The 13315-nt window shown below is 72.6% G+C and carries 12 protein-coding genes; 5 read left to right on the forward strand and 7 right to left on the reverse strand.

The annotated features are described in order from the left end of the window. Positions 1 to 4: 4 nt before the first annotated feature. The 5 genes from ACZ5U5_RS33300 to ACZ5U5_RS33320 all read right to left on the reverse strand — a co-directional run bounded on the left by ACZ5U5_RS33300 (position 5) and on the right by ACZ5U5_RS33320 (position 5080). On the reverse strand, positions 5 to 1300 hold the full coding sequence (locus ACZ5U5_RS33300) for an amidohydrolase family protein (RefSeq protein ID WP_469029162.1): 1296 nt from the start codon (positions 1298 to 1300) through the stop codon (positions 5 to 7). 76 nt (positions 1301 to 1376) lie between these two features. Continuing rightward, on the reverse strand, positions 1377 to 2657 hold the full coding sequence (locus ACZ5U5_RS33305) for an amidohydrolase family protein (RefSeq protein ID WP_469029164.1): 1281 nt from the start codon (positions 2655 to 2657) through the stop codon (positions 1377 to 1379). 153 nt (positions 2658 to 2810) lie between these two features. After that, entirely contained in the window at positions 2811 to 3494 is a 684-nt protein-coding gene (locus ACZ5U5_RS33310; RefSeq protein ID WP_469029165.1) for a GntR family transcriptional regulator, read from the reverse strand. A gap of 67 nt (positions 3495 to 3561) precedes the next feature. Further along, on the reverse strand, positions 3562 to 3915 hold the full coding sequence (locus ACZ5U5_RS33315) for a VOC family protein (protein ID WP_469029168.1): 354 nt from the start codon (positions 3913 to 3915) through the stop codon (positions 3562 to 3564). Positions 3916 to 3979: 64 nt separating this feature from the next. After that, complete coding sequence (locus ACZ5U5_RS33320; RefSeq protein ID WP_469029170.1) at positions 3980 to 5080, reverse strand: enolase C-terminal domain-like protein; 1101 nt, start codon at positions 5078 to 5080, stop codon at positions 3980 to 3982. A 290-nt stretch (positions 5081 to 5370) separates the two neighbouring features. On the opposite strand from ACZ5U5_RS33320, the gene ACZ5U5_RS33325 reads away from it, so the two are divergent. Continuing rightward, the gene (locus ACZ5U5_RS33325; protein ID WP_469029172.1) at positions 5371 to 7227 is read left to right on the forward strand and encodes a transketolase; all 1857 of its coding nucleotides are present in this window, start codon (positions 5371 to 5373) and stop codon (positions 7225 to 7227) included. Positions 7228 to 7233: 6 nt separating this feature from the next. On the opposite strand, the gene ACZ5U5_RS33330 is transcribed toward ACZ5U5_RS33325, so the two are convergent. After that, a complete protein-coding gene (locus tag ACZ5U5_RS33330; RefSeq protein WP_469029174.1) occupies positions 7234 to 7794 on the reverse strand; it encodes a hypothetical protein in 561 nt (186 codons plus the stop codon). 135 nt (positions 7795 to 7929) lie between these two features. Between ACZ5U5_RS33330 and ligD the strand changes: the two genes are divergently transcribed. Continuing rightward, positions 7930 to 8856 (forward strand): non-homologous end-joining DNA ligase, encoded by a 927-nt coding sequence (ligD, locus tag ACZ5U5_RS33335; RefSeq protein ID WP_469029177.1) that lies wholly within the window; start codon positions 7930 to 7932, stop codon positions 8854 to 8856. A gap of 19 nt (positions 8857 to 8875) precedes the next feature. Here ligD and ACZ5U5_RS33340 read toward each other — a convergent pair whose 3' ends face one another. Beyond that, entirely contained in the window at positions 8876 to 9685 is an 810-nt protein-coding gene (locus tag ACZ5U5_RS33340) for a class I SAM-dependent methyltransferase (RefSeq protein WP_469029180.1), read from the reverse strand. Positions 9686 to 9845: 160 nt separating this feature from the next. Between ACZ5U5_RS33340 and ACZ5U5_RS33345 the strand changes: the two genes are divergently transcribed. Genes ACZ5U5_RS33345 through ACZ5U5_RS33355 form a run of 3 tightly spaced genes read left to right on the forward strand, consistent with a single transcriptional unit; the run spans position 9846 to position 13147 of the window. Next, positions 9846 to 11465, forward strand: coding sequence for an ABC-F family ATP-binding cassette domain-containing protein (locus tag ACZ5U5_RS33345; protein WP_469029183.1), 1620 nt, complete (start codon positions 9846 to 9848; stop codon positions 11463 to 11465). A 32-nt stretch (positions 11466 to 11497) separates the two neighbouring features. Then, positions 11498 to 12109 (forward strand): TIGR03086 family metal-binding protein, encoded by a 612-nt coding sequence (locus tag ACZ5U5_RS33350; RefSeq protein ID WP_469029185.1) that lies wholly within the window; start codon positions 11498 to 11500, stop codon positions 12107 to 12109. Between the two features lie 45 nt (positions 12110 to 12154). After that, a complete protein-coding gene (locus tag ACZ5U5_RS33355) occupies positions 12155 to 13147 on the forward strand; it encodes an AraC family transcriptional regulator (RefSeq protein WP_469029188.1) in 993 nt (330 codons plus the stop codon). The last annotated feature ends 168 nt before the right edge of the window (positions 13148 to 13315 follow it).

Consider the following 13315-nt stretch of genomic DNA (forward strand, 5'->3'; position numbering starts at 1 on the left):
GCGGTCAGGTCAACTCGCCGTTCCTGGCGACGACCTGACCGCCGTGTACCACCATGTCCCGCTGCGGCATGTCCACCAGGACCTGGGGCAGGCACTCCCCGCGCACGAGGATGAAGTCCGCGGGGGAGCCGGGCTTGAGGTCGGCGTGGTCGAGGCCCATCACGTCGGCGCCGCCGTGCGCGCCCACGTCGTAGCAGTCGGTGAGCTCGTCGTCGAGACGGACGTCGGTGACCCAGCCGAGGATGTGCGCACGGTGCAGCATGTCGGCGTTGCCGAACGGGCTCCACGCGTCGCGCACACCGTCCGAGCCGAGCCCGACCCGCACCCCGTGCTCGCGCAGTTTCGCGATCGGCAGGACCAGGGACTCGTTCGGCGCCACCGTCGTCAGGGAGATGTCCTGCTCGCCCAAGTCGGCTGCCATCTTGCCCAGTTCGGTGTCGGACAGGTTCGGCAGGCAGAAGACGTGGCTGACCGTGACCTTGCCGCGCAGGGACAGCGCGCGGGTGCGGTCGATGATGGCCCGCAGGACCTTCGTGCCCTTCTCGTCGCGGTCGTGGAGGTGGATGTCGACGCCGACCCCGTGGCGGTCCGCGAGGCCGAAGACCAGGTCGAGCTGCTCGTCCATCGCGTCGTCGAAGCTGATCGGGTCGATGCCGCCCACCAGGTCGACGGCGCCGGAGCGGGCCGCTTCCTCCAGTAGCTCCGCCGTGCCGGGGGTCCGGATCACGCCGTGCTGCGGGAACGCCACGATCTGCACGTCCAGGGCGTCCCGCAGCCGCTCGCGGGCCGCGTTCACGCCCTCGACACCGGCCAGGTCATAGGCGGGCGCCACGTCCACGTGGGCGCGCATCGCGCGGGTGCCGCGGGTCACGGCGTGCGCCATCAGGCCGTGGGCGCGCTCGCCGACCGGCCGGGCCTGGCTCTTGAACAGCTCCACGTCCTGGGCGCAGTAGTCGGCGATGCCGCTCGCGGGCTTCCGCGTGACCCAGTCGCCGCCCCACGTCGTCTTGTCCGGGTGGATGTGGGCGTCCACGAGCGAGGGCAGGGCGACCCGGCCACCGCCGTCGATCACCTTCGCGCCCCTGGGCGCCCGGCCTTCCGTGATGCGGCCGTCGACGACCGTGAGGTCCACGGGGGTCTTCGCGCCGAAGGGGCGGACGTTTCGGAACACCACGGCCTTGGGGCGGTGCTTGTCACCGTGAGAGGCCGCGGCAGCGGGGGTGGCGGCGGAGAGGGCGGCTCCGGTGCCCGCGAGGGCGGCGGCTCCGGCGAGTACGCCGCGACGGGAGAGGGGCGTCATGGGGTTCTCCTTGGAGAGGTGTGATGCCCGGGAGAGAGGTGTGATGCCCGGGGAGTTACCGAGGACTCGGGGGTATTCAGACCGCGATGCCCGAACGCACCACGCGTACGGGCTTCTTGAGGACCGTCACGTCGGCGAGCGGTTCGCCGTCCACCAGGAGCACGTCACCGGCGAAGCCACGCGCGAGGCGGCCCGCCGTGTGGTCCACGCCGAGCAGCTTGGCGGCGCCCGTAGTGGCCGTACGGATCGCGTCGAGCGCGGAGAGGCCCGCGGCCCGCATCAGTTCCACCTCGCGGCCGATGGGCTTGATCTTCCCGCCGGAGGAGTCCGTGCCCGCGGCGAGCGGCACGCCCATCTCGTGCGCGGCGAGCACGGCCCGCTTCAGGACCGGCAAGTACTGGCGGCCGCGCTCGGCGAGCACCGGGTCCGAGGACTCGGCGAGGCCCGCGATGGCGGTGAGGGTCGGCGTGAAGTACGTGCCCCTGCGCCGCATCTCGTGCAGAGTGCGCTCGCCGACGAAGGCGCCGTGCTCCAGCGAGCGGATGCCCGCCATGACGGCGTCGTGGCAGCCCTTCTCGCTGTAGCTGTGGCAGAGCACGCCCTTGCCGCCGCGCCGGGCCGCCGCGACCACGGTGGACAGCTGCTCGCGGTCGTACACCTGGGCCAGCGGGTCCTGCTCGGGCAGCCCGGCCCGCTCGTTGACCCGGGTCTTGATGACGTCGGCGCCCCGGGCGAGGTTGACCTCGACGACGCGGCGCAGCGCCTCGGGTGAGCGCACCCCGTCACGCAGCCTGGCCAGCGGGGTCAGCTCCGGGTCGGCGAGGATCGTGTCGCCCAGGTCGGGCGTGACGAAGACACCGGCGGCGCGCAGGCGGGGCGCCCGCTCCGGGGCCTGGCGGGCCAGCTCCCGTACGGCGATGTCCTGGAAGAAGTTGGTCGAGCCGCTGCGGGCGCTCGTCGCCCCGAGCAGCACCGCGTCGCGTGCCTCGGCCGCGGTGTTGAGGTGGATGTGCGCGTCGACGAGACCCGGCAGGATCCAGCGTCCGTGCGCGTCGAGCACCTCGGCGCCCTCGGGCACCTCCGTCCGCCCGCGCCTGCCCGCCGCGCGCACGACACCGTCCACGATGACGACCACCGCGTCCTCGGTGACCTCGCCGGTCGCGGGGTCCAGGAGGGTGCCGCCCTCGACGACCAGGTCACCGCCGGTCGGCCGGCTGCCGGGGGAGGCGGGGCCGGCGCCGGCCCGGGGCGCGGCGGCGGCCAGCGCGGCCGTGGTCCCGGCGAGCGCCGCCGCACCCGCGAGGACGCCGCGCCGGGTGAGCCGGGAAGGGGGCGGAGGGGTGTTCTCGACGCACATGGGGCTGCTCCAGGACGGGTTACGGAGGAAACGCGTCCGCAGTTTGTATACCAAGCTGGAGCGCCCCGCAAGGGATGGCGGGAGAATGTGCAGGTATAGGCAGTGTGTTGGGCAGGAGAGGTGGCGACCCATGAGTCTTGGTATACAGAAAGCCTAGGAGTCGCTCTCCTCGAAGAGCGCCCGCAGCGCCACCGCCTGGCTGTCCCGCACATGCAGGAGCGTGCTCGCCGCGGCCGTCTCCTCGTCGCCCGACGCGATCGTCCGGTAGATCAGGTCATGCTGGGCCCGCATGTGGTCCGGCTCCGCGCGCATGCCGAACAGGAGCTGGAGCTGCCAGCTCAGCTGCTCCATCGTGCGGGCCAGGAGGGGGTTGCCGGAGAGGGCCACGATGCCCTCGTGGAAAGCCGTGTGCGCGGCGACCTCGCGCGGCCCGTCGTCCACGTCCGACGCCTGCTCGGCCTGGTGCAGCGTGCCTCGCAGCGCGGCGAGACCCGAGGGCTCGTCCGGCGCGCTCTCCGCCACCCGGCGCGCCGCGAGCCGGGAGGCCTGGACGGCGAGCGGCTCCCACACCTCGTACAGATGCCGCACGTCGGAGCGTTCCAGACGGCGCACCCGCACTCCGCTGTGCGGCAGGAGTTCCAGCAGGCCCTCGGCGACCAGCGCGCGCATCGCCTCCCGCACCGGGACCCGCGACATCCGCAGCTCCTCGGCGACCTCACGCTCCACGAGCCGCGAGCCCAGCGGATAGCGGCGGTCCACGATGCGCTGCCGGACGGCCTCGCGCGCCTGCGCGCTCAACGAGATCCGTTCCGTACCGTCCGCCGTACTGCCCGCCACGTGCACCGTCCTCCGTTCGGCCTGCCTGCCTGCCGTGGAGGATACGGGGAGGGCCGGGCGGGCCGGTTCAGGACGTGGGGCGCCGATCCGCGTACTCGAACACCGTGCCGTCCGGGTGCACCGCGATGAGGTTGCGGCCCACCGGTGTCGGGAGGGGGCCCGCGATGACACGGGCGCCGGACGCGTTCAGGACGGCGTACGCCTCGTCGACGTCCGGTACCGCGATCGTCGCCGAGACCTTCCTGAGGATCTCCAGTTCGCGCTCGGGCCCGCTCATCAAGAGAAAGCAGCCCACCGCCGCGACCGACACGCCCTCCCGCTCGAAACGCTGGGCCGTGCCGCCCGCGAGACGTTCGTAGAAGGCGACCGAGGACTCCAGGTCCTCGACGCAGATACGCAGCGTGGCTCCCAGGATCTCCATACGGGCGAGCCTAGTTGGCCCCGCCCGCATCCGAGATCGTTTCGGCGGACTTCCTGGGGCACGGCTACGCGACCCGGTATTCCTCGACCTCCTCCGTGCGCCGCAGTTCCAGGCCGTGGCCGACGCCGCCGTCGGGGCGGACGACGCCGCCCGTCGGGTCGAGGGCGCCGTCGAAGAACATCGACTCGATCCGCACATGGTCGTGCAGCCACTCGATGTGCCGCAGATTCGGCACACACGCGGCGACCGCGGCATGTGCGTGCGGGGCGCAGCGGGCCGAGACCTCGATCCCGTGCGCCTGCGCGAGGGCCGCGGCGCGCAGCCACTCGGTCAGACCGCCGCAGCGCGTCGCGTCCAGCTGGAGGCAGTCAACGGAGGGGATCATCCGCGCGAAGTACGGGAGGTCGTAGCCGTACGCACCGGCCGCCACGTCGCAGACCAGCGCGTCCCGCACCAGCGCGAGCCCCCGCAGATCGTCCGACGGGACCGGCTCCTCGAACCAGCCCACACCGTGCTCGGCGAGCACCCGCCCCACCCGGATCGCCTGCTTGCGGGTGTAGGCGCCGCTCGCGTCGACGTACAACTCGGCCTGCGAGCCGATGACATCGCGCGCGGTCCGCACCCGCAGCACGTCGCGGGCCGCCGCCCGGCCCCAGTCCTCGCCGACCTTGATCTTCACGCGGGGTATGCGCTGGCCGTGCACCCAGCCGTTCAGCTGGGCCGCCAGATGCGTGTCGTGGTACGTCGTGAAGCCCCCGCTCCCGTAGACGGGGACCTCGTCGCGGGCGGCGCCCAGGAGGCGTACGAGGGGGATCTCCAGCAGGCGCGCCTTCAGGTCCCACAGGGCGATGTCGATCGCCGAGACGGCGCACGACGCGGCGCCGGGGCGGCCGGTGTTGCGCACCGCCTTCGTCATCGCCGTGTGCGCCGCGGGGATGTCGAGAGCGTCGAGGCCCGTGACGACCGGGACGAGCTGCTCGGCCAGCAGGGAGACGAGGGACGCGGGACCGTAGGTCCAGCCCGTGCCCGTCGCGCCGCCCGCCGTGATCTCGACGATCACGATGGTCATGCTCTCCCAGGCGAAGGTGCCGTCCGCCTCGGGTGCGTCCGCGGGGACGCGATAGGCGGACAAGGCGGGCATTTCGATGGGCACTGCGTCCTTCATCGGGACCGTCCTGGCTCACATGCGGGGTGGGGGCGCGGGGCGGTGCGGGGCCGGTTCACGACCCCCCACACCTGCGACGGCGCTCCCTACGGGTATCCCGAAGCCGGGCGGGCAAACCGGACCGGCCCCGGATCCCGCCCCACGTGCCCGCGGTGTTTGACGGCGGGGCGCAAGGGCAACCCGAAGGGCCCGCGCGCCGGTGCCGTCCACAGGTCACGCCTGAGAGGAACCTACGGCCGACGCGCCCGGCGGACCGCCGGAACCGCACGCCGATCCGAGGAGGACCCGCCATGACCACCAGCGAACTCGCCCCGCTCGCCCGGCAGTTGCGGGTGGACTCCGTCCGGGCCGCCGATGCCGCGGGCTCCGGGCACCCCACCTCCTCGCTGTCCGCCGCCGATCTGATGGCGGTGCTCGTCGCGCGCCACCTGCAGTACGACTTCGACCGGCCCGACCATCCCGGCAACGACCGCTTCATCCTCTCCAAAGGGCATGCCTCGCCCCTCCTTTACGCGGCGTACAAGGCGGCGGGCGTCGTCACCGACGACGAGCTGCTGACCTTCCGCGCCCAGGGCAGCCGCCTCGAAGGGCACCCGACGCCGCGCCGCCTTCCGTGGGTCGAGGTCGCCACCGGCTCCCTCGGCCAGGGGCTTCCCGTCGGCGTGGGCATGGCCCTCTCGGGCAAGCGCCTCGACCGGATTCCCTACCGGGTCTGGGTGCTGTGCGGCGACAGCGAGCTGGCGGAGGGCTCGGTGTGGGAGGCCGCCGAGCACGCCGGGTACGAGCACCTGGACAACCTGACCGTCGTCGTCGACGTCAACCGCCTCGGGCAGCGCGGCCCCACCCGCCACGCCTGGGACCTGCACGCCTACGCACGCCGGTTCGCCGCCTTCGGCTGGCATGTCGTGGAGACTGACGGCCACGACCTGGAGGAGATCGACCGCGCCTTCCAGGAGGCCCGCTCCACCACCAGGCAGCCCACGGTCGTCCTCGCCCGCACCGTCAAGGGCAAGGGAGTCGCCGCCGCCGAGGACCGCGAGGGCCTGCACGGCAAGCCGCTGGCGGATGCGGCAGCGGCGATCGAGGAGCTGGGCGGCGCGGGCGGTGGGGAGGACGTACGCGTGGAGGTGCGCAGGCCCGCCGCCGCGCGTGCGCTGCACGCGACACGCAGCGGGCATCTGGAACTGCCGCACCACGAGGTCGGCGACTCCGTCGCCACGCGCACCGCCTTCGGCCAGGCGCTTGCCGCGCTCGGCGCCGCACGCGGCGACGTCGTGGCCCTCGACGGGGAGGTCGGCGACTCCACGCGGACCGAGTACTTCGCCAAGGAACACCCCGACCGCTTCTTCGAGTGCTACATCGCCGAACAGCAACTCGTCGCCGCTGCCGTGGGGTTGGCAGCCCGCGGCTGGGTCCCGTACGCGTCGACGTTCGCCGCCTTCCTCACCCGTGCCCACGACTTCGTCCGGATGGCGGCGATCAGCGGCGCCGGCATCAACCTCGTCGGGTCCCACGCGGGTGTGGCCATCGGCCAGGACGGGCCGTCCCAGATGGGCCTCGAAGACCTGGCGATGTTCCGCGCCGTACACGGTTCGACGGTCCTGTATCCGTGCGACGCCCACCAGACGGGCAAACTCGTCGCGCAGATGGCGGACCTGGACGGCGTGCGGTACCTGCGTACGTCACGGGGGAACGCGCCCGTCATCTACGGCCCCGGCGAGGAGTTCCCCGTCGGCGGTTCCAAGACCCTGCGCTCGTCCGACAGCGACCGGCTCACGCTGGTCGCGGCGGGCGTGACCGTGCACGAGGCGCTGACCGCGGCCGAGTACCTGGACCGCGAGGGCATCCAGGTGCGGGTCATCGACCTGTACTCGGTCAAGCCCGTCGACCGCGCCACGCTGCGAGAGGCCGCCGAACGCACCGGCTGTCTGCTCACCGTCGAGGACCACCGGCCGGAGGGCGGCATCGGCGACGCCGTCGTCGACGCCTTCAGCGACGGCGGCCCGGTGCCCCGCCTGGTGCGGCTCGCGGTGAACACGATGCCCGGCTCGGCGTCCCCCGAGGAGCAGTTGCGTCAGGCCGGCATCGACGCCGAGTCCATCGCGGCGGCGGCGCGGCTGCTCGTGGAGCAGGCGGTTGTGCGGTGAGGCCGGTCAGTGCCCGCCGGGCCCCGTCGACCGCCCCGACCGAGTCGTCCCCGCCGACCGCGACCTGAACCAGGCGTTGGACGTGGGCCGGAACATCAGGATCGTCGCCACGAGCACCGCGCTCAGATGCAGCACCCGGCTCGCGCCGAACAGGACGTCCACCGCCCCCAGATCCCGGACGGCGTCCCCCAGGGAGTGTCCGTCGGCCAGCCACCGGAGCGGTTCGATCACCAGGGACAGCGTGCCGAGGACGCCGAGCCCCACGGCGAGCGTCAGACGCGCCCAGTTCCTGCCGCGGCGCAACTGGACGGCGGTCAGGACGGCCGCCGAGAACACGGCCATCCGCAGCAGCAGGCCGCCCGCCAGTTCCCCGGCGGACGTGTCGCCGTCGGCCACCAGAGCGCCGGCCATGAGCACCGTCTCGAAGAAGCCCGCCACGACCGCGGTGATCCAGAGCGCGAACGCGGCGTGGACGGGCGGGGGAGCGGAGTGCTCACCGCCGCCACCACCACCGCCGCCCGGCCGTGCGGGCCTGTGCCCCGGATGCTTCTGCGTCGCGTTCGCCATGGTGCGCCTCGCTCACTGCGGTCCACCGTGGACCGTCCGTGTCCATGGTTCCGGCGAACGCGGCCCGGGACACGCCCGCCGGCCCCCCTCTTCAGGTGTTGTCAGCACCCCCGTGCAGCATGAAAGGAACCCCACATGACCAGCGCACGAACCCTGCGGGCTGGGCGCCGCACCGTACGGCTGCACCGGCCCGACAAGGTCCTGTTCCCCGATGGCGGGGGAGCGGGGCACACGAAGGGGGACCTCGCCGACTACTACCGGGCCGTCGCCCCGTTCATGCTGCCCCACCTGCGCGGCCGCCCCCTGATGCTGGAGCGGCACCCGGACGGCGTCGACGGCCCTCGCTTCATGCAGAAGGACACCCCGGACCACTACCCCGACTGGATCACCCGCGTCGAGGTCGCCAAGGAGGGCGGCACCGTCACCCACACGGTGTGCGACGACACCGCCACGCTCCTCTACCTCGCCGACCAGGCCTGTCTCACGCTGCACCGCTGGACCTCCCGGGTCGGCGGCATGGGCGGTGTCACGCACCCCGACCGGCTGGTCTTCGACCTCGACCCGGCCAAGGACGACTTCGGCCCGGTCCGCGAGGCGGCGCGTCTCCTGGGTGAACTCCTCGACCACGTAGGACTGCCGTCCGCCCTGATGACCACGGGCTCACGCGGACTGCACGTCATCGTTCCCCTCAACGGCCGCCACGACTTCGACGACGTACGCGCCTTCGCAGGGGACGTCGCCGAAGCGCTCGCCCAGGCCCACCCCGAGCAACTGACGACGGCCGCCCGCAAGGAGGACCGCGGCGACCGCCTCTACCTCGACGTGCAGCGCAACGGGTACGCGCAGACCGCCGTGGCCCCCTTCTCGGTCCGCGCCGCGCCCGGCGCCCCGGTCGCCGTGCCCGTCGCCTGGGAGGACCTCGACGACCCCGCGCTCGGCGCCCGCCGCTGGACCATCACGGACGCCGTCGACCAGGCGCGCACCGACCCGTGGGCGGGCCTCCTGCGCTCGGGGCGCGCCCTCGGCCCTGCCCGCCGCAAGCTGCGTGCCCTGCACGGCTGAGGCGCACGGCTGAGGCGCGTCACTTCCGGCAGAGGATCTCCCCGTGCAGTACGGCGAACCAGCCGTCCTCCCGCTCTCCCCACTCCCGCCACGCGCCGGCGAAGGCCCGCAGTTCACCGGCGTCGGTGTGTCCGCCCTCGACGGCCAGCTCCGCGTAGCCGGAGGCGACCGTGCGGTCCGCCCAGAGGCCGCTCCACCAGGCACGCTCATCGGCCGAGGTGTAGCACCAGGTGCTCGCGCTCGCGGTGACGTCGTCGAAACCGGCCGCCAGGGCCCAGGACTTGAGGCGGCTTCCCGCGTCCGGCTCGCCGCCGTTGGCGCGGGCCACCCGCCGGTACAGGTCGAGCCAGCCGTCCATGGCGGGGAGCTTCGGGTACCAGGCCATCGCCGAGTAGTCCGCGTCGCGGGCGGCGACGATGCCGCCCGGGGCGCAGACGCGCCGCATCTCGCTCAGGGCGCGCACCGGGTCGCCGACGTGCTGGAGCACCTGATGCGCGTGGACGACATCGAAGGAACCGTCCGGGTGGTCCAGGTCGTGGACGTCGGCGACGGCGAACTCCACGTTCTGCAGGCCGCGTTCGGCCGCTGTCGCGCGCGCCTGGTCCAGGATGCCGGGCGCGTGGTCGACGCCCGTGACGTGGCCGGCGGGCACGAGCGCGGCCAGGTCGGCGGTGATGGTGCCGGGGCCGCAGCCGATGTCCAGGATCCGCATGTGCGGCTTCACCGCGTCCACGAGATAGGCGGCCGAGTTGGCGGCGGTCCGCCAGGTGTGGGAGCGCAGGACGGACTCGTGGTGTCCGTGCGTGTAGACGGCGGTCTCCTCCGGCATGGCGGGAACTCCTTCACGATCGCTGGCCGCTCGCTGCGGTGAATCGAAACGGTACGCCGCCGTGTCGAATAATGAGACCCACGTATCACTATGTGGTCGGAAGCTGCAGGAGGCGAAACGCATTTGCGGCAACCCGCGCCCCCCACGGAGAATCCCCCGCATGGGACATCTGGAAGCCGCGCACATCGAGTACTACCTGCCGGACGGCCGAGCCCTGCTCGGCGATGTCTCCTTCCGTGTCGGTGAGGGCGCCATCGTCGCCCTCGTCGGGGCGAACGGCGCGGGCAAGACCACTCTGCTCCGCCTGATCTCGGGCGAGATCCAGCCCCACGGCGGCACCGTCACCGTCAGCGGCGGCCTCGGAGTCATGCCGCAGTTCGTCGGGTCGGTGCGCGACGAGACGACCGTGCGCGACCTGCTCGTCTCCGTGTCGAACCCCCGCATCCGCGATGCCGCGAAGGCCGTGGACGTGGCCGAACACCTGATCATGACCGTCGACGACGAGGCCGCCCAGCTCCAGTACGCCCAGGCGCTCTCCGACTGGGCCGAGGCGCACGGCTACGAGGCCGAGACCCTCTGGGACATGTGCACCACGGCCGCGCTCGGCATCCCGTACGACAAGGCGCAGTTCCGCGAGGTCCGTACCCTCTCCGGCGGTGAGCAGAAGCGCCTCGTGCTCGAGGCCCTGCTGCGCGGCGGCGACGAGGTGCTGCTCCTCGACGAGCCGGACAACTACCTCGACGTACCCGGAAAGCGCTGGCTGGAGGAGCGGCTCAAGGAGACACGCAAGACCGTCCTCTTCGTGTCGCACGACCGCGAGCTCCTCTCCCGCGCCGCCGAGAAGATCGTCAGCGTCGAGCCGGGGCCCGCGGGCGCCGATGCCTGGGTGCACGGCGGCGGCTTCTCCACGTTCCACGAGGCGCGCAAGGAGCGGTTCGCGCGCTTCGAGGAGCTGCGCAGGCGCTGGGACGAGAAGCACGCCCAGCTGAAGAAGCTCGTGCTCAGCCTGCGGCAGGCAGCCTCGATCAGCCATGAGCTGGCCTCGCGGTACGCCGCCGCGCAGACCAGGCTCCGCAAGTTCGAGGAGGCGGGGCCGCCGCCCGAGCCGCCGCGCGAGCAGGACATCACCATGCGGTTGCAGGGCGGGCGCACCGGCATCCGGGCCATCACCTGCGAGGGGCTCGAGCTGACCGGCCTGATGAAGCCCTTCGACCTGGAGGTCTTCTACGGCGAGCGGGTCGCCGTCCTCGGCTCGAACGGCTCGGGCAAGTCGCACTTCCTCCGGCTGCTCGCGGGCGGCGACGTCAAGCACACCGGCAACTGGAAGCTCGGCGCGCGCGTCGTGGCGGGCCACTTCGCGCAGACCCACGCCCACCCGGAGCTCTTCGGCCGCACGCTCCTGGACATCCTGTGGCGCGAGCACGCCCAGGCCAAGGGCCCCGCCATGTCACGCCTGCGCCGGTACGAGCTCACCGGGCAGGCCGAACAGCGCTTCGAGCGGCTCTCGGGCGGCCAGCAGGCGCGTTTCCAGATCCTGCTCCTGGAGCTGGAGGGCTCCACGGCCCTGCTGCTCGACGAGCCCACCGACAACCTCGACCTGGAGTCCGCCGAGGCCCTCCAGGAAGGCCTTGAGGCATACGAGGGAACGGTCCTCGCCGTGACGCACGACCGCTGGTTCGCCCGCTCCTTCGACCGCTATCTCGTCTTCGGCAGCGACGGTCTGGTGCGCGAGACGCCCGAGCCGGTGTGGGACGAGCGCCGTGTGGAGCGCAAGCGGTAGCGGCTCTCGGCCGCAGGGGGACAATGGCGGGTATGGCAGACACGACTGGCACAGCTGGCCCGTCCGACCTGAACGACCGCGAGCTCCTCGACCGGCACGCCGCCGCCCTCGACCTGTTCGGCGACCGGGTGCACGCGATCGGGCCCGACCAGTGGGACGCGGCAACGCCGTGCACCGACTGGTCCGTGCGCGACCTCGTCGGTCACCTGACCACCGAGCAGCTCTGGGTGCCCTCGCTCGTCCGCGACGGCGCCACCATCGACTCCGTCGGTGACGCCTTCGACGGCGACGTGCTCGGCCCCGACCCCGTCGCCTCCTGGGACACCGCGGCAGCCGCCGCCCAGGAGGCGTTCCGTGAGCCGGGCGCCATCTACCGCACGGTGCATCTCTCCTTCGGCGACACCGCGGCCGACTTCTACTGCGGGCAGATGATCACCGACCTCGTCGTGCACGCCTGGGACCTGTCCCGGGCCATCGGCGCCGACGAAGAACTTCCGGAAGATCTCGTCGCCTTCTCCCTGCACGAAATCAAGCCGTACGCTGCGGACTTGGCGAAGAGCGGGCTCTTCGCCCCCGCGGTGGAAGCGCCGCAGGACGCCGACGCACAGACGGAGCTGCTGAGTCTGGTGGGGCGCCGGGTGTAGCCGCGGGGGAGCGTCAACGAAGTCGGGGGAGCGGGTGAGTCACGCGTGAGTGCCCAGGTGCTGAGGACATCCTTCAGGACCGCGGACGTGGAGGAGGCGCGGCAGATGATCGGTGCCGCGTTCTACAGCAACTTCATGGATGTCCTCGACGGGCCGCGTGCCTTTCGCGCCGAGTTCGACATCGGGCAGCTCGGCGCGCTCACCGTCGGCGAGCTCAGCTGCGGCGCCGATGTGTGGATGCGGGTCGGTGAACTGGGCGCGTACCACGTGAACATCCCGCTCGGCGGGCACATGCGCTTCCGGCAGGGCGGCGGCGCGAGCACCGTCGCGACGGCGCAGCGGGCCGGGGTGTTCCAGCCTGTCGGCGACACGGTGGTGGAGCGGTGGACCGGCGACTGCCGGGTCCTCGCGGTGAAGATGGACCGCGAGGCGCTCGAACAGCGTCTGGAGCAGCTCCTCGGCCGGCCGGCCCGCGGCCCGCTGACGCTCGCCCCCGAGCTGGACACCACCCGTGGGCCGGGCCGCAGTTGGGCCCGGCTCGTCACCACGGTCATCACGGACCTGCGCGAGGAGCCGGGCGCTCCGCCGGGCCAGGCGTCCCTCTACGCGTCGCCCGTGGTCGCCGCGCCGCTCCAGGAGGCGATCCTGAGCGGGCTGCTGCTCGCCGTCGAGCACCCCTACCGCGACGAACTCAAGGCCCCGGAAAGGAGGTTGCGCCCGGCGCCCGTGAAGCGCGCGATGGACGCCGTCCAGGAGCGGCCCGAACATCCCTTCACGCCCGCCGGGCTCGCCGCCGAGGCACGGGTCGGGGTGCGCTGGCTCCAGGAGGCCTTCCGCCGCTATGTGGGCATGTCCCCCATGGCGTACGTACGAGAGGTACGGCTGATCCGCGTGCGCGACGAACTGCGGGAGGCAGAGCCCGGCGCGATCGGCGTGAGCGAGGTGGCCCACCGGTGGGGCTTCAGCCATCTGGGGAGGTTCGCCGAGCAGTACCACGCCCGCTTCGGGGAGTTGCCGTCCCAGACGCTGCGGGGCTGAATCCGGAGCGTGCGTTATCCGGACAGCGGCCGCGCTCAGCGGATCGTGACCACCGGGTCACCGATTTATCGTTTCACCTGTCGCCGGTCGGGCCGGTCGCTGCCCACGGGTCCTCAACCCGCCCCAGGGCTGCGACCGTGACGGACCGCCGGGGACGCTCCGGCCCGG

This window comes from Streptomyces sp. NPDC033177 (assembly GCF_055577715.1).